We start from the raw sequence: 17,093 nt of genomic DNA, 5'->3' as shown, positions 1-17,093 counted from the left end.
ATATTATGAAAAGTAAATATCTATTACTTGCTTCAGCATTATTGATTTCAGCAGCAACTTTTGCTCAGAAAGATCAAATCAAAAATGCTGAGAAAGCTTTAAAAAGCGGAGATGCTCAAGGAGCAATTGCAATATTAAAAGATGCTGAAAATTTAGTAACAAATGCTAAAGATGTTGAGCAGGCTCAATACTATTTTGTTAAAGGGAATGCTTATTTGGATTTAGCGAATAAAAAAGTAGAAGAAGGTAAAAATTTATCTGCTGCTGCTGAAAGCTACAAAACATTGATTGATGTTGAAAAAGCTTCTGGAAAACAAAAGTATTCAACTCAGGCTGCTTCTTCAATTACTGAGATTAAAGGAAAATTAATCAATTCAGCTATTGCTGATTCTCAAGCAAATAAGCACAAAGAAAGCGCTGCTAAATTGTATGATGCTTATCAATTAGATAAAAATGATACAATTAACTTGTACTACGCAGCTTCTACAGCTGTAAATGCTCAGGATTATGATACTGCTTTGCCAATGTATGAAGAATTGAAAAAACTAAATTACTCAGGAAAAGGAACTCTTTATACTGCAGTAAATAAGATTTCAGGAAGCGAAGATGGTTTTGCTAATGCAAAAGATAGAGATTTAGCTGTGAAAATAGGAACTCACGAAAAACCTAAAACGGAAGCAGTTCCTTCTAAAAGAGGAGAAATCTACAAAAACTTAGCTTTAATTTTAGTTCAAAAAGGAAAAATTGAAGAGGCTAAAAAAGCAATTGCTGATGCAAGAAAAACAAATCCAGAAGATACTTCTTTGATTCTTACAGAAGCTAACTTGTATCTTGAAACTAAAGATTTCGATACATACAAGAAATTAGTTAGCGAAGCTTTAGAGAAAGATCCTAACAACGCTGATTTGATTTTCAATTTAGGAGTAATCAGTGCTAATGCTAAAAATACAGCTGATGCTGAGAAATATTATGCTAAAGCAATTGAAATCAAACCTGATTATGTAAATGCTTATATTAATATTGCTGCTTTGAAATTAGAGGCTGAAAAACCAATCATTGACGAAATGAATAAATTAGGTACTTCAGCTAAAGATATGAAGCGTTATGATGTATTAAAAGCACAAAGAGAAGGTGTATTCAAAAGTGTAATCCCTTATCTTAAAAAAGCAAACGAGTTAGATCCTAAAAACGAAGATGTTACTAAAACATTATTAGGTGTTTACAGCGCGCTTGAAATGACAGCTGAAGCGAAAGCTTTGAAAGCTAAAGGATAATAAAACATCTCAATTAGTAATATAAAAAAAACCATCCGCTAAGGCGGATGGTTTTTTTATGCTTTAATTTTGATTAACTTTCTAAAGTTGCATTCAAAGTTATTGTTGTGTTTAAAAGCTTTGAAATTGGACAAATTTCCTTTGCTTTTGCTGCTGTAGCGTTAAATTCTTCAGCAGAAATCGAAGGAACTTTTCCTTTTAATTCCAAGTGGATTAGTGTTATAGTTCCATCTTCAAAAGTTACTGTCGCTTCTGTGGTTAAATCATCAGCGGTAAAACCTGCTTCATTCAGCAAAAAGCTTAATTGCATCGTAAAACAACCCGAATGAGCAGCAGCAACAAGTTCTTCTGGGTTTGTTCCAACACCGTCAGCAAATCTTGTTTTAAATGATAATTGTGCATTATCTAAAGTTGTGCTTTGTGTACTTATTGTTCCTTTTCCTTCCATGCCAGTTCCCTGCCAGTTGGCGTGTGCTTTTCTTGTAAATTTCATTATTTGAGTATTTTGATTAATAAAAAATATTTAAAGTATTGATTATCAATTATCAGTTATAATCAATCTATCAAATATAAGCATTATTTCGAAGTGTTGTTTTATCAATTTGTTATCAGAAAGTCAACTACAAAAAAAAGGTGTAATGAATTTTTCACTACACCCTTTATCTTTATAATTGTTTAAATCGAGTTTTATTCTTGATTTAAATTACGAAGCTGTTTTAATTTGTCTTTCCATACATCAAGGCTTTCTTTGTGGATTGCAATGTTTTTACGCACTTCAAGAACAATTGAGTTTTCTTTTTTAGCGTTTTTAGTATTCGTAAAGAACTGAATATTGTTTTCTAATTGAAAAATTTCATTTTGAACTTCTTCAATTTTACGCATTATAAAGATTTTTTCATTATCTAATTTGCGTGTATCATTGCTGTCAGAAAGAGAATCAATACGATTAGAAAAACGCATCATCTCGCTTTCTTTTTTGCTTAGGCTTAATTTTTCAAAAAGCGCATCAAGAATTTTGTTGAATTTTCCTTCGATATGACGTCTTGAAAAAGGCACTTTTCCGTAACCTTTCCAGATTTCAATATGTTGTTTAATGGCATCTAAATCTGTTTTATGGTCGCCAGTAAGTTGGTATGCTTTTAAAATGTCTAAATAAGCTTTTTTGTTGTCAAAAGCAGCAACTTCATCTTGATTCTCTTCAGACTTATGTTCTTTTAATTTGTCAAAATAATGGTTGCAGGCATCTTTAAATTCTTTCCAGATTTTATCTGAATATTTTTTAGGAACGTGACCAATTTGTTTCCACTCTTCCTGAATTTGCTTCATGATTGGAGTAGTGCTGCCAAAATCAGTACTTTCTTGTAATTCTTTGGCTTTTGCAACCAAAGCCATTTTTTTATTTAAATTATCGTTTTGATCTTTTTTAATGTCTTTGTAAAATGAATTTTTAAATGCATTGAAATTTCTAACAGCAGTTTTAAATGCTGCCCAGGTTTCTTCATTTACATCCGAAGGCACTTTTCCGGCTGCAAAAAACTCATTTCTCAATGCTTCAACTTTTTGAATCTGTACAAGCCATTGCGAATGAGAATTGACTTTTTCAGTTCCTAAAACTTCAATTTTACCTATTATTTCTTTCTTTACTTCAAGATTTTGTTGTTCGTTTGCTCTTTGGCTTTCAAACAATACTTCTCTCTTATCATGAATTTTTTTAGTCAGTTCACTGAATTTGTTCCAAATAACATCACGGTGTTCTTTTGAAACAGGACCGATATCTTCTTTCCAGATTCTGTGTAAATCCTGCAATTCGCGAAATGCTTTGCTGATATCAGTTTCGTTAGCTAATTCTTCAACACGTGTGATGATTTTTTGCTTTTGTTCCAAATTGTATTTGAAATCCAAATCTCTCGCTTCACGGTCTAAATGCAGATAATCATAGAAATTTTCTACGTGGAAATGGTAATTATTCCAAACATGATTGTATTTATCTTTTGGAATTGCTCCGGCATTTTTCCATCTTTCTCTAAGTTCATTAAAGTGCTTAAGAGTATCTTTGATGTTTTCCTGTGGATTTATAAGTTCTTTCAGTTCTTCAACAATCGCAAGTCTGTTTTCTAAATTTGTTTTTAAATTAGTTTGTAAATGTTTAAAATGAACATTCCTTTTTTCTCTAAAAACATTATAATATTCATCAAATTTAGATTTCAAAGGAGAATGATATTCAAATTCTTCATTCGGATCTTGCTTTGAAGCATTGAATTCCTCTTTTTTCTCTTCAATTAAATGATTGTATTGTAGTAAAAATGATTTTTTAATTTCTTCGATATGATCTTTAACAGACATTACTTTATCTGTCTGAATCAGTTTTTTTAGCTCATCAACAAGTGCATCTAATGAAAAAGTATCATAATCCTGCATAGGAATATCATGACGCTCTTTTAGCGTTTCATCTTCACCTTCTTCGGCATTAGAATTTGTTATCGCATCTAACGCATCTTGATGATCATCTTCGGTTGTTATTTCTTCTGTTGCAGTTTCTTTTTCTGAAACTGAATTTTCAGTAGTTTCTTCTTTACCCAATGTTTCTTCAATTGCGTTCTCTTGAATAGAATCAGTAGTGTCGATTACTAATTTTCCGTCTGCTTCCTGCAGGTTATCATTCTTTTCTTCTAACATTTTAAATGTATAAGGTTTTTACTTTTAACAGTGCGAAAGATAGTAAAGGTGTTTCTAAATACAAAATAAATCACTTGTTTATAACCTATTTTACGATGAAATCCTTAATTTATAGAATTACATTGTATAAATGAGACAGTCTTTTTATCCTTTTCTTGAAATATATGTAAATTTAAAATAAAGAATAAATTAAGTTAAAAAACAGATTAAGCTTAATAAATGCCGAATTGATTATATCTTAAATCGAATCAGACTTTAGTATTTGCTATAAATAAAAACAGTTTAAAATAAAATAAGAACTCCGCCTTCGAGCCCCCAATTGTAGGTTTTATCACCTCCAAATGCAACACTTGGATGAATGTACACTAAATTGGTTGGAGTTATTTTTCTTCCATATTCTACATAAGCATTATTTTGATAGCCTTTTATAGTGCTATTATATCTTAATGCTACATCACCAGCCACCCAGTTTTTTCCAAAAAAATGAAACAATACACTTTCAAGAACACCAGTGCTGACGTCCTTTCGTTCACTTGATCCGGCAAAACTCTGCTGGTATTCAATAGATGAAATCCATAAAAATTTTTTGTCATTAAAATAACGACCATAAAAAAAGGCAGGCATAAATACCCATTTTCCAGATCCAAAGGCCGGATCTGTGGCAGAATTGGAATAAACTCTCGCTCTTACTGCTATACCTTGGTGATTCTGCATATAAGGTATGTAACTGATACCTGCACCAATATCACCTAGTCCTGTTTTGTTTTGTTCGTTTGTATTTGCTGATACAACTGGAAGATCAAATCGTAAATTCCATGCTTTACTGCCAATAGGTACTAAGGCACGGACTTGGGTGGTATTAAAGGAACCATTATCGGTGTCCAAGTATTCATTATAAAAAAGCAGTGTTTGGAGATAGTATCTAAAACGTGGTTCAGTAAATGGAATTTTTTCCTCAACTTCTGTTCCCTGAGCATATGCTCCGATATTTACAAAAAAACCTAATAAGAAAAGTGGTAGAATATTTTTCATAACTAGCTATTAATGAGTAGTCTAAGTTATGAAAAATACTTTAATATTTAATTTTGAATGTTTTTTTTATTTGTTCCAAATTTTCCAGGCTTTTTCGGCTTGAAAAATTAACATATCATAACCATTTTTTATGATTGCGCCTTTTTCTTTAGCGTTTTTCATAAACTGAGTTTCAGCTGGATTATAAATCAAATCATAAGCAATATGCTTGTCAGTAAAAAATTCGTAAGGCAAATCAGGACAAGCTTCAATGTTTGGACTTGTTCCTACTGGCGTACAATTGATTATGATTTGAAAATTGTCAAATGTAGTAGCATTGATCAAATTATAATCGATAATGTTTTCTTTGGCTTCGCGAGAAACAAAAGTGTACGGAATATCAAGCTCATCAAGTGCAAAAGCTACGCCTTTTGAAGCTCCTCCAGTTCCAAGAATTAATGCTTTTTTATGATGAGGCTCTAAGAGAGGCTTTAATGATTTTTTAAAACCATAATAATCGGTATTGTAGCCTTTTAATTTTCCGCTTTTGGTGAATTTAATTGTATTTACTGCACCAATCAGTTTTGCTTTTGTTGAAAGTTTGTCTAAAAAAGGAATAACTTGCTCTTTGTACGGAATCGTGACATTTAAACCTTTCAAATCAGGATTGTTTTTAAGTAAACCTTTGAAATGGCTGATTTCAGAAATGTCGAAATTTTCATAGGTATTTCCGGCAAAAACTTCATTATTAAATTTTTCTGTAAAATATCCTTTTGAGAAAGAGTAGCTAATATTGCGGCCTAATAAGCCGAAACGTCTTTTTAGAGTATCAATCATTCTTATTTCTTATGTTTTTCAATATAATTTTTAACCATTTTTTTCGACCATACAACCGGAAACAAATCTTCAATCAAGATATAATTATCGAAGTTTAATCGCAAACCATTGCTTAAATGAAATTTTGCTTTTGTATTGTCCTGAATCATAAAATACAATCCTGCCAAACGATATTCGATTTCGTTTTCTTCAGGAAAATATTCACATGCCTGCAATAAGGTCTGAATAGCGCTTTCAAATTCACCTAAAAACTGAAGAATATCAACCCAAAACAACCAAGTATCTAAAGCATAATCTCCAAATTCTACGGCTTTTCTATATCCAAATTCAGCTTCTTCAAAAAAGTTCATTTGTTTGTTAATCGTTGCGTAACGTTTCCAATACAAACGATTTTGATTGTCGATTGCCAATGCTTTGTTTACAAAAAATAAAGCTTTTTGAAAGTTTTTCTGACGCACATAAAAATCAGTAATGGCAATCCAGCCTTTATCTAAAAGCGGATCTTCATGAACGGTCTGATTATAATATTGAAGTGCTTTTATCGCATTTCCAAGTTTTTCATAACATTTACCAATACGCAATAATGCGTATGAAGTCGCGTCATCCAACTCGATTGTACGATTGTAGCTTTCAATTGCTTCGTTGTATTTTTTTAGGCGTTCGTAAGCTTTTGCTTTTTCCATAAACGCACCCAAAAATTCGTCATCAATCAGTGTGGCATAATCAAAAGCTCGAATAGCAGCTTCGTATTCTTTTATACCATAATGCAGGCGTCCCAGCTGATGCCAGGCAATTTCGCTATACGGATTTCTGTTGATGTATTCGTTAAGATAAACGATCGCTTCCTGATTTTGATCTAAAAATTCAAAACAGTAAACTACGTTGTATAAAGCCGACTGATCTTCTAAGTCTTCTTCAAGACATTTGATGAAGCTGTCTTTAGCCATCTCAAGATTATCCATAAAAAGATATTCCATTCCAATCAAGTTGTACACATCAGCGTAGTCATCTGTATATTGCAGGGCAATTTTAAGTAATTCTACAGCTTTTTCGTGTTGATCTCTTTTGGAACAAATATTAGCTTTCTGGATATAAATTTCCTCGTTGTTGGGTTCAATTGCATACAACTCATTTAAAAGCTTTTCAGCGATGTCGAGTTTATCGTCGTAAACCAGCATTTCTACTTGTACTAATTTTAAGCCTGTAGATTTTGGATGCTGATCTAATGCAAGTTTTAAGGCCTTTTTTGCTAAATTAGCCTTACCTATGTCTAAATAATGAAGAATAATTTCTTCAAATTCTTCAGAATCAAAAAAGAGTACTTTGTTAGTTTTTAACATCGACTCAAATTTAGATAGGGATAGGTTATAATCTTCTTCTTCGTTGCTTAATTGCATACTTTCTCTATTTGAAATTAGCCTGTTATAAATTTAGGCAACCATATAATTGTTGTAAGGAAAGGGAATTAATTGTTTTGAACAATTTAATTAACAAAATATGGTGTTTTTTATTCTGTTTTGGGAAGAAATCTCCTTTGTTCTTAAGGGATTAGCTTCGTTTTAATTATTTTTTAGATTGCAATCTGGATTTTAATAGATTGTAAATCTGTTGTTTAATATTCTGTGCCGATTAACGAAAGCAAAAAAATGAATAAATTTTATTTGTTATTCTTTTTTAAAATTTCGTCCATAACTGCCAGTATTATTGAACAGCCTTCTCTGATTTCATCTTCTGAAATAGTTAAAGGAGGTGTAATTCTAATCGCACATCCTTCGAATAAAAGCCAAAATAAAATCAGTCCTTTGTCCTGACAATTTAAAATGACTTCGTTGGTAATTTCAGCTGATTCCGTCATAGCTGCCAACATTAATCCTTTTCCTCTTACTTCTGTAATCAAAGGATGTACCAAAAGTGATCTGAACAGTTTTTCCTTCTCCAGCGTTTCTGCCATTAAATTTGTTTCAGTTAATTCCTGCAAAGTGGCTAAACAGGCTGACGCAATGACAGGATGACCTCCAAAAGTAGTAATATGACCGAGTTTAGGATTTTCAGTTAAAAGATCCATTTTTTCTGCTGATGCTGTAAATGCACCAACTGGCATTCCGCCACCCATTCCTTTTCCCATCACGACAATGTCCGGAACAACATCATAGTTTTGAAAACCAAAAAGTTTTCCTGTTCTTCCAAAACCGGGTTGAATTTCATCAACAATCATCAACGCTCCAACTTCATCACAACGTTTGCGGACTTTTTGCAGATAATTATCATGAGGCTGAATAAATCCAGCGCCTCCCTGAATGGTTTCTAAAAGAATTGCTGCTGTTCTGGTGGTTATTTTTTGTAAATCTTCTTCATTGTTGAAAGTTACAAAATCAACATCTGGCAATAAAGGTCTAAAGGCTTGTTTGCGTTCTTCAAATCCCATAACGCTCATTGAGCCCATTGTGTTTCCGTGGTAAGCATTATGACAAGAAATCAATTGACTGCGCCCTGTGGTTCTTTTTGCTAATTTTAAGGCGCCTTCGATAGCTTCTGTACCTGAATTTACCAAATATGTTTTGTTTAACGATTCAGGAAGGAGCGAAGCCATTAATTTACAATATTGTACAGCAGGGCTTTGCGAATATTCGCCATAAACCATTACGTGCGAATATTTGTCCAACTGATCTTTTATCGCTTGATTTACGCGCGGATGCTGATGCCCCAGCGTACAGGCAGAAACGCCTGCAACAAAATCTAAATATTTTTTATCGTTTGTGTCGTAAATATAAGAGCCAATGGCGTGAGAAACTTCCATTCCTAAAGGATAAGGGGAAGTTTGTGCCTGATATTTTATAAAATCTGGATTCATTTTTTTAAGGTGCTAAGTAGCAAAGGTACTAAGGTTCTAAGGTTTTAGTTTTAGGCTTAGGTTAAGTTTTGTAAATAGAAAACTACGACTGAAAACTACTTTTTCTTAGGTTTTGCCTCTGTCTTCACAGTCGGTTTTTTCTTGTCATAATTCAAAGTCTCTTTTCTCACTTTCATCGGGACATTTTTATCTTTCTCTTCCTGATCTTTTCCTTCCTGAATTAATTTTTCATTCAGTTCATTATCTTCGGCGGTAAAAATATCGTCTTTAGATTTAATACGTTCATCACCACGCCAACGCATTCCTCGTAGTTTACGAGCATTTTCGGGTAAGTCTGCTTCAGGATATAAATCACCGTCAACATTGTTAAATAGTGTTAGTGTTTCAATTTGATTGTCTTCTAAAATCAGATTGATTTTACTGCTGACACTTTTATCAATTCCAACAAGCTCATTTTGCTCATTTCGACTGTAATAAATAACTTCGGTATTTTTGACAATATCGACATCATGGAGCTTTCCGTCTTTGAATTTTCCAAATAAATTAAGCCCTTTTACTTGATTGTATCCGGTGCCCAAAGTGTCTTTAGAAATCAGGAAAGTATTGTTGAGTACTTTTAAAGAATCTATTTTTTTAGTGTTGTTATCGCCAATTAAATGCATGACATCGCCAGTTATCTGGCTCTCTCCGCTCCATAATATCGGATTTCCAATCAATTTTGTCAATGCCGTTTTTGAGTTTGAATGAATAGAATCGCATTTACCGCTCATATCGGTTTTATAAAAACGAACATTTTTGAACGCTCTCAAAATTCTTTCGCCTTCTTTTCCGGTCACCATTAACTTTTGCCCGTGAATGTAAACTGAATCATTTTCAACAAAATTGACAGCTACAGCTCTTTTGGTCACAAACATTGAATCTTTCAATTTGAAAATTTCAGCATAATGACCTTTTACAATACCGCGATTTATGGAATCGGTTATTTTTACATTTCGAGTCGCGGATGCAAATTCCGTATTTCGGTTATAATACAAACTATCACCTTCAATGCGACGGTCATCGTATTTTATGTATGATTTTCGGAGGAAGTGAGCGAGGTTCTTTTTGGTATCATAAAACCCTTTTTCAGTATAAATATAATTGGCCTTGCTCGTAATTGTTGAAGGGCCAAGTAAATAAGTATGTCCAGAGTTGCTGTAATAATCCAGATGATTGGATTTGATAACATATTTTGGGTTTGTAATTGTTACCTCAGTCAAAAACTGAAACTTTTTCTCTGCAACAAAATAACGCCCTGATTTACTTACTAAAGTATTGTCTTTATTAACGATTGTTCCTTTGGTGTTGTAAAAAACCTGCTGAACATTTCGGTCAAAATTAATCGTATCCGTTTGTAAAGTTGCATCTGGCGAAGTCATTACTGCGTCTCCAGTTGCAAAAGCTTTCTTAAAATTTCCGTTGTATTCAGCGTATTTACTGTTTAAATACAAAGTGTCACCTTGCACCAATTGCACATTTCCAAAAGCTTTTAAATAATTTTCTTTCTGAAAAAAGTAAGCCTTGTTACAAGTTAAAACTACTCCGTCATGATTTATTTTTACGTTTCCAGTTAATAAAACTGCATCTGGCGCTATTTCTTGGTTGACATCAGAAAAGTCAGCATTCTCTATAATGATTTTTTTAGCTCCCGGCTTATTTTTTGATGCTTGTGCAAAACCAAATTGCGCAGTTAAGAACATCAGACAAAAAGATATGAAAAAGAGTGATTTCTTCAATTGATTAAATTTTTGTCAAATTTATGAAAAAGGATACAACCTTAGATTGTTATTAGGATTAAATTATAGTTTTTAGATACAAAGGTTCAAAGGAGCAAAGGAGCAAAGTTTAAAATTGATTTTTTTGACATTTTTAAATACATTTAAAAGTTTTTACGCCTTTATCACTTTGTTATCTCTGAATCTTTTTTTATCAACAAAATATCTAACTCTCACGTTGTAGTACACTGTTTTTTTGTGATTTTGAAACAATTTGAAATCAGTTTTATATCGGTTTTAAAAATTAGATTAAATTTAGTAAATGGTTTTGGAAACCAAATTTATTCTGAAATCTCAAAAAAGACCGATTATATAAAGAATATGATGAATAAACGAATTTTTGTTGCAGGAATGGCAGCAAGTGTGCTTTTTTCGGCATGCAAAACAAAAGATTTAAAAATGAGCACGGCAAAAGAAGAAAATGCTTCAACGAATAAAGTTGTAGTTTATCAAGTTTTTACACGTTTGTTTGGAAATAAAAATACGACAAACAAACCGTGGGGAACAATTGAAGAAAATGGCCTTGGAAAATTTAATGATTTTACAGATAAAGCGCTTCATGAAATCAAGGATTTAGGAGTAACTTATATTTGGTACACAGGCGTTCCGCACCATGCTTTGGTTCGTGATTATACTGCTTTCGGAATTTCAAATGATGATCCCGAAGTGGTTAAAGGACGTGCCGGTTCTCCTTATGCAGTAAAAGATTATTATAATGTAAATCCAGATTTGGCAGAAGATCCAGCTAACAGATTGCAGGAATTTGAAGCATTAATTGCCCGCACACATAAAGCAGGTTTAAAATTGATTATTGATATTGTTCCAAATCATATTGCCAGAAAATATGAAGGTAAAAACAATCCGGAAGGCGTGCGTGATTTTGGTGCAGATGATGATGTTTCGGTTGAATATAAAAGAGATAATAACTTCTATTATATCCCAAATTCTCCTTTTGAAATTCCAGATAACGATGTTCCTTTAAACGGAGAAAAAAATCCGCTTATTGATGGGAAATTTGCAGAAAATCCAGCAAAATGGACAGGAAACGGCTCCCGAAAAGCAAAACCGGATCAAAACGACTGGTATGAAACAGTAAAAGTGAATTATGGTGTTCGCCCAGACGGTTCCAAAGATTTTCCTGAGCTTCCAGCAGGATATGATCAAAAATCATATAAAGAACATTTTGTTTTTTGGCAAGATAAAGATGTTCCAAGTTCATGGAAAAAATTTAAAGATATTGCTTTGTATTGGACAGCAAAAGGTGTAGATGGTTTTCGTTATGATATGGCCGAAATGGTTCCGTATGAATTTTGGAGTTATATGAATTCTGCGATCAAAATGAAAAATCCAGATGCTTTTTTATTGGCTGAAGTTTATAATCCGAATGAATATCGAAATTATATTCGTTTAGGAAAAATGGATTATTTATATGATAAAGTAGAAACGTATGATAAATTAAAAGATGTGATTCGAGGAAAATCATCGCCAGATGGTTTGTCAGATATTCAGAATAGAATGTCAGATATTGAACATCATATGCTTCATTTTTTGGATAATCATGATGAACAGCGTTTAGCAAGTTCTGAATTTGCAGGAACTCCGGAACGCGGAAAACCTTTAATGGTTGTTTCGGCAACAATTAGCACTTCACCAACAATGATTTATTTTGGACAAGAAGTAGGAGAGGCCGGAAATGAGGATGCTGGTTTTGGAAAGCGTTCCAGAACATCAATTTTTGATTATATCGGAGTTCCAAATCATCAAAAATGGATGAATGACGGAAAATTTGATGGAGGAAAATTATCTGATTCAGAGAAAAACTTGCGCGATTTTTATAAAAGACTTTTAAATTTTTCGATCAAGAGTTCAGCTTTGATGGGAAGTTTTCAGGAAATACAATCTGTAAACCGTCAAAACAATAGTTATGACGAATTGATTTATTCGTATGTTCGTTGGTCTGAAAAACAAAAACTGATTATTATTACTAATTTTTCTTCAGAAAAAACAAGTGAATTTGAGTTAAAAGTTCCAGCTGATGTTATTTCAAAATGGAAATTGAAAGACGGTTCTTATGTACTTGTAGATAAATTATATTCAAAAAGCAAAACGTATTTTACCGTAAAAAACGGAGAAGGAACAGCGCTAGTAAAAATAGGGCCTTCGGAATCATTTATTTATGAAGTAAATTAATTTGAAAATTTAAATAAAAGCTGGTTTAGAATGAGTTAATTTCTAAACCAGTTTTTTTATATATCTACTAAAAGTGATACTATTTCTTTAATTGAAAAAAGAGCACCACAAACAAATTCATCAGAAGCACCATAATAAATTGTTAGGATATCTCCGTCTGGTGCGATAATATGACCATTTGTAAAAACGACATTTCCAAAAAATCCACTCAATTCATAATCTGTTTTCGGATACATAATGGGACTTTCAGTTCTTGAAATTACTTTTGAGGGATTTTCAAGATCCATTAAAAAAGCACCCAAACAATATTGATGATGTTCATTGGCTCCATGATAAATTTCCAGCCAGCCTTTTTCTGTTTTTATAGGTGCAGCGCCGGCACCGACACGTTTACTGTCCCAGAGTTCTTTTCTTGTCTTGATAATGCATTTATGATTTCCCCAATGAATGCCATCAGGTGAGGAGGCAATCCAGATATAATTTCCGCCAATATCAACACTACTTGGGCGATGTAATGCATAAAATAATCCGTTTATTTTTTCTTCAAAGATGGCGCAATCTTTATTATGGGGAGGCAAAATCATTCCATGTTTTTGAAAAACTTTCCAATCTGTAGTAGTTCTTAAACCAACTCCAACGCCGTTTCCCGACACTGAGGTAAAAGTTAGATAATATTTTCCTTCTATTAAGGAAACACGGCAATCTTCAATTCCGAAAGTTTCCAGAATTCCTTCTCCCACTAAATGCGGATAATCTTCCGGTTCATAGAAATGTTTTCCGTCATCACTACATAATAATCTAATATGTGACAATGTTGTCAGGTAATCAATTCCTTCATAATTGATAACGCGGGCATCTGTAGCGATTAATTGAGGATGATCTTTTAAAATTTCTATAATTTGAATTGCACCAGTTTCAGTTAAAATTGGAAACGATATAAGGGTTTCAATTTGTTTTGGCCTTTCGGCAACTCTTACTGCCAGCCATATTTTATTTTGAAATTGAAATACTCCAGGATTCAATAGGCAGGTAATTTCTAATCCTTCTCTGCTTGGAGGAATATCTGTAGGAGACAGCAGCGGATTTTCGATAAATCGATTGGCGATATCTTTCATGTTCTTTAAATCAGAACATTAAGTTATAAAAAAAGCTGATACTTATTTTAGTATCAGCTCTTTAATTATACTTTTTTAACTTTTTTTAAAGCTTCTTTGTAGTTTTCGTTAGCTTTTTCCCAATTTATATGTTTGTAAAAAGCATCAATATAACTTCCTTTTCTGTTTTGGTAATCAAGATAATAAGCATGTTCCCATAAATCGATTCCCAAAATTGGAGTTCCGCGAATTACAGCATTTTTCATTAAAGGGTTATCTTGGTTTTCTGTTGTTGTTACTTGTAGCTTTCCATATAGGTCAACTACCAGCCAAACCCAACCAGAACCAAATTGCTTTTCGGCCTGTCCTTTAAACTGATTTGTTAAATTGTTAAAAGAGCCAAATTCTTTATTTATAGATCCCGCGAGTGTATCTTTTGGAGTTTGTTCTTTTTGCGTCAGTAAGTTAAAATACATAGTGTGATTGTAATAACCACCAGCATTTTGACGAAGTTTAGCATTACTTAAGTCCATCTTTTTTAAGATATCCTCAATCGGCATATTTTCATACTCGGTTGAAAGAATTTCTTTATTTAGATTATTCGTATAGGTAACATAATGTTTTGAATAATGTGTTTCTAAAGTAAGAGAACGAATATCGGGAGCTAATCCATCGTAAGAAAAAGGCAGTTTTGTAAGCCCAAACGAGCCAGGCGCTACTGTTACTTCATCAGGAGATCCAATAGTAATTTTTTCTTCTTTAGTTGGCAAAGGAACCTCAACAACTTCGGTCAGTTTATTGCTATCGTTACAAGAAAATAATACAAAAAATGAAGCTAAAATGCCAAAACGAGTAATGTTTGTCTTCATAATTAATTTATTTTGATGTTAATGAATTAATGATTTCGATATAATTTTCTTTTGCTTCATCAATTGAAATATGACTTATTTGCATCCATGCATTTGTTTTGAATGCATCTCTTAAATCAAAATTTTGTGATTGATTATAAACCGCTGTTCCAAAAGTAGCTTGTTTATAATACGCATAAAGTCTTAACTGCACATCTTGTGGCAATGATGCCTGAGTCATATGCATTGCAGCTTCAACAGCTTCAGAAAAACGTGTATCTAAATCTTTTTCAGTCATTAAGCTTTTGTAGCTATGATTGTTTTTCCACCAATTGCTTTTTGGCCTAAAACCACATCAATTGGAGTACCTAAAGGTAAAAATAAATCTACTCTTGAACCAAATTTAATGAAACCTGCATCAGTTCCCTGAACAACCTGCATTCCTTCTTTAGCGTAATTTACAATTCTTCTTGCCAAAGCTCCTGCGATTTGTCTGTAAAGAACAGCTCCGAAAGTGTCATTTTCGATTACAACTGTAGTTCTTTCATTTTCTTCACTTGCTTTTGGATGCCATGCAACCAAAAATTTTCCAGGATGATATTTACTGAATTTGATAATTCCGTCCATTGCGTAACGCGTAACGTGTACATTTATTGGTGACATAAAGATTGAAACCTGTAAACGTTTATCTTTGAAAAATTCACCTTCGTAAACTTCTTCAATAACCACAACTTTTCCGTCAACAGGAGCAAGAATATGGTCGCTGTTGCGAATTGCAATTCTTTTAGGGTTTCTAAAGAATTGTAAAATAATAATCAAAACTACTACGCCAAAAATTTGAACTAGCATTCTAAGCCATGTAATATCAATGAACTTTTCAGCTATTAAAAGCAAGGCTACTGCAAAAACGGTACCTAATAAAATGGATGGTCCTCCTTCTTTATGAAACATAATATAAAATTTGATAAAATAAAAATATAATTGGTGCTACAAATATAACACTATCTAAGCGATCTAGAATGCCTCCGTGTCCTGGCATTATTGAGCCACTGTCCTTTACGCCAGCAATTCTTTTAAATTTGGATTCAATTAAATCGCCAATTGTGCCAAAAATACTCACAATTACAGCAATTATGGTCCAGATTAAAATGGATCTGCTGCTAAATTCAGGATTAGGCTGAATGTATAATTTTGATATTAAATAACCAGCAAAAGCTGCAAAAACAGCACCGCCCAAAAATCCTTCGATCGTTTTTTTAGGAGAAACTCTTTCAAACAATTTATGTTTTCCCATTGATTTTCCAACCAAATAAGCAAACGTATCATTTGTCCAAATCAAGATAAATAGGCCAAGAATAATTTTTGGATTGTAATCATTGGTTCCAAATGAGATTTTAACAATAAAAATAAATGGAAGCGTAACGTATCCTAATAAATATAAATATTTTGAAGAAGTACTTATTTTTTGAACCGAATCATAAAATAAAAACAAAATACATTTTATAGAAACTACAATTGTTACAGCAAGTAAAACTAAATCTAACTGCTGAATATTGGTAGTTAAATCGAAATCTGAATTAAAGGTTTTGTTCAGAAATAAAGTAGTTTCTTTGTTGTAATGACTAATTAATAAAACTGTTGAATACAGCAGAATTCCAAAGACAATTGAAAATACTTTATTAAGACTTACAAGATTGCAAAATTCATAAATTGTAATAATTAAGAAGATTCCAAAAAGAATAATAAAGCTTTCAGTAGAAAACAGAATAGAGGTAAGCAGTAAAGCGATATAAACAGCACCAGAAATGGTTCTCTTCAATGTTTCGTTCATCTTAAAGATCTTCTAAAAGCAGTAAATAAAGATTTTTTGCGACACTTCCGTATTGAGTAAAATCTTCCTCTTTTGCCTTTTCGAAATATTTTATAGTGGTAATGTTGGTTGGGTAGTCTCTTTCGTATTTGCGTTTAATTGCGCTTAATCCGTCACTTTTCATTGGCAGAATCTGGCTTGTAGTAGCAATTATTACAATGTTTGCAGGAAGTTCGTTAGGTTTATCCTGTCTAATTTGTTTTGATGAAAACAAAATAGAGCCTTCATCGGCAATTAAGTTTTCGCAGGAAGCTAATAAAAATTTAGGGTTTCTAGGTGAAATATAAAGTAATTTATTTTCTTCTAATAAATGAAAAAGGGCAGGTTCATAACACAAAACTTCATTTTCAAACCAATCATTTTCTTCTAAAATATTTTCAAATTGTTCAGCAACTTCTTGTGTGTTTTCGCAATACAAAAATTTACCGCCATTTTTCTTGAAATTAAAAATGAATTGTTCGTCTATAGATAAATGACTATTCTGAATAGGATTCCCTCCATATTCGCTTTCATTTTCTTCATCCGAGGCGGCATCACTTGAACCAAATATTTTTTTGAAAAAATTCATTTTTATATGAAATACTTTACATGTTAATTGAAAACGTTCAAAGATAAAAAAATCTTAATT

General features: G+C 32.5%; 15 protein-coding genes. 2 read left to right on the top strand and 13 right to left on the bottom strand.

Annotation, left to right across the window (positions count from 1 at the left end):
• The first annotated feature begins 5 nt into the window (after positions 1-5).
• A complete protein-coding gene (locus tag ACNFIH_RS04655; RefSeq protein ID WP_426485690.1) occupies positions 6-1,274 on the top strand; it encodes a tetratricopeptide repeat protein in 1,269 nt (422 codons plus the stop codon).
• A gap of 73 nt (positions 1,275-1,347) precedes the next feature.
• Here the strand turns inward: ACNFIH_RS04655 and ACNFIH_RS04650 are convergent, their stop codons facing one another.
• The 7 genes from ACNFIH_RS04650 to ACNFIH_RS04620 form a co-directional block, all read right to left on the bottom strand.
• Positions 1,348-1,767, bottom strand: coding sequence for an OsmC family protein (locus tag ACNFIH_RS04650; RefSeq protein ID WP_426485689.1), 420 nt, complete (start codon positions 1,765-1,767; stop codon positions 1,348-1,350).
• A 194-nt stretch (positions 1,768-1,961) separates the two neighbouring features.
• Positions 1,962-3,950 (bottom strand): DUF349 domain-containing protein, encoded by a 1,989-nt coding sequence (locus ACNFIH_RS04645; protein WP_426485688.1) that lies wholly within the window; start codon positions 3,948-3,950, stop codon positions 1,962-1,964.
• A 282-nt stretch (positions 3,951-4,232) separates the two neighbouring features.
• Complete coding sequence (locus ACNFIH_RS04640) at positions 4,233-4,982, bottom strand: lipid A phosphoethanolamine transferase (RefSeq protein WP_426485687.1); 750 nt, start codon at positions 4,980-4,982, stop codon at positions 4,233-4,235.
• A 66-nt stretch (positions 4,983-5,048) separates the two neighbouring features.
• A complete protein-coding gene (locus ACNFIH_RS04635; RefSeq protein WP_426485686.1) occupies positions 5,049-5,798 on the bottom strand; it encodes a shikimate dehydrogenase family protein in 750 nt (249 codons plus the stop codon).
• A 2-nt stretch (positions 5,799-5,800) separates the two neighbouring features.
• Complete coding sequence (locus ACNFIH_RS04630) at positions 5,801-7,195, bottom strand: tetratricopeptide repeat protein (RefSeq protein ID WP_426485685.1); 1,395 nt, start codon at positions 7,193-7,195, stop codon at positions 5,801-5,803.
• Between the two features lie 260 nt (positions 7,196-7,455).
• On the bottom strand, positions 7,456-8,649 hold the full coding sequence (locus tag ACNFIH_RS04625) for an aspartate aminotransferase family protein (RefSeq protein WP_142449417.1): 1,194 nt from the start codon (positions 8,647-8,649) through the stop codon (positions 7,456-7,458).
• Between the two features lie 95 nt (positions 8,650-8,744).
• Positions 8,745-10,388 carry an OstA-like protein gene (locus ACNFIH_RS04620; RefSeq protein WP_426486712.1) on the bottom strand — a complete coding sequence of 548 codons (1,644 nt, stop codon included), beginning with the start codon at positions 10,386-10,388 and terminating at the stop codon, positions 8,745-8,747.
• Between the two features lie 399 nt (positions 10,389-10,787).
• On the opposite strand from ACNFIH_RS04620, the gene ACNFIH_RS04615 reads away from it, so the two are divergent.
• A complete protein-coding gene (locus tag ACNFIH_RS04615; RefSeq protein WP_426486711.1) occupies positions 10,788-12,653 on the top strand; it encodes an alpha-amylase family glycosyl hydrolase in 1,866 nt (621 codons plus the stop codon).
• Between the two features lie 56 nt (positions 12,654-12,709).
• On the opposite strand, the gene ACNFIH_RS04610 is transcribed toward ACNFIH_RS04615, so the two are convergent.
• From ACNFIH_RS04610 to ACNFIH_RS04585, 6 genes are all read right to left on the bottom strand, one after another.
• Entirely contained in the window at positions 12,710-13,768 is a 1,059-nt protein-coding gene (locus tag ACNFIH_RS04610; RefSeq protein ID WP_426485684.1) for a glycoside hydrolase family 130 protein, read from the bottom strand.
• Between the two features lie 65 nt (positions 13,769-13,833).
• Positions 13,834-14,616, bottom strand: coding sequence for a superoxide dismutase (locus ACNFIH_RS04605; protein ID WP_035648416.1), 783 nt, complete (start codon positions 14,614-14,616; stop codon positions 13,834-13,836).
• A 7-nt stretch (positions 14,617-14,623) separates the two neighbouring features.
• Complete coding sequence (locus tag ACNFIH_RS04600; protein ID WP_035648415.1) at positions 14,624-14,893, bottom strand: acyl-CoA-binding protein; 270 nt, start codon at positions 14,891-14,893, stop codon at positions 14,624-14,626.
• Positions 14,893-15,546, bottom strand: a complete 654-nt coding sequence (locus ACNFIH_RS04595) for a phosphatidylserine decarboxylase family protein (RefSeq protein ID WP_142449413.1) — start codon at positions 15,544-15,546, stop codon at positions 14,893-14,895. Before ACNFIH_RS04595 ends, ACNFIH_RS04600 begins: the two co-directional genes overlap by 1 nt.
• Positions 15,536-16,426, bottom strand: coding sequence for a phosphatidate cytidylyltransferase (locus tag ACNFIH_RS04590; RefSeq protein ID WP_426485683.1), 891 nt, complete (start codon positions 16,424-16,426; stop codon positions 15,536-15,538). Before ACNFIH_RS04590 ends, ACNFIH_RS04595 begins: the two co-directional genes overlap by 11 nt.
• A gap of 1 nt (position 16,427) precedes the next feature.
• Positions 16,428-17,033, bottom strand: coding sequence for a lactate utilization protein B/C (locus ACNFIH_RS04585; protein ID WP_035648408.1), 606 nt, complete (start codon positions 17,031-17,033; stop codon positions 16,428-16,430).
• Positions 17,034-17,093 lie beyond the last annotated feature (60 nt).

The sequence above is a fragment of the Flavobacterium sp. 2 genome (assembly GCF_049949195.1).
Classification (GTDB): domain Bacteria; phylum Bacteroidota; class Bacteroidia; order Flavobacteriales; family Flavobacteriaceae; genus Flavobacterium.
Note: the sequence above shows the minus strand (reverse complement) of the source record. Positions and strands in the feature narration are given on the sequence as shown.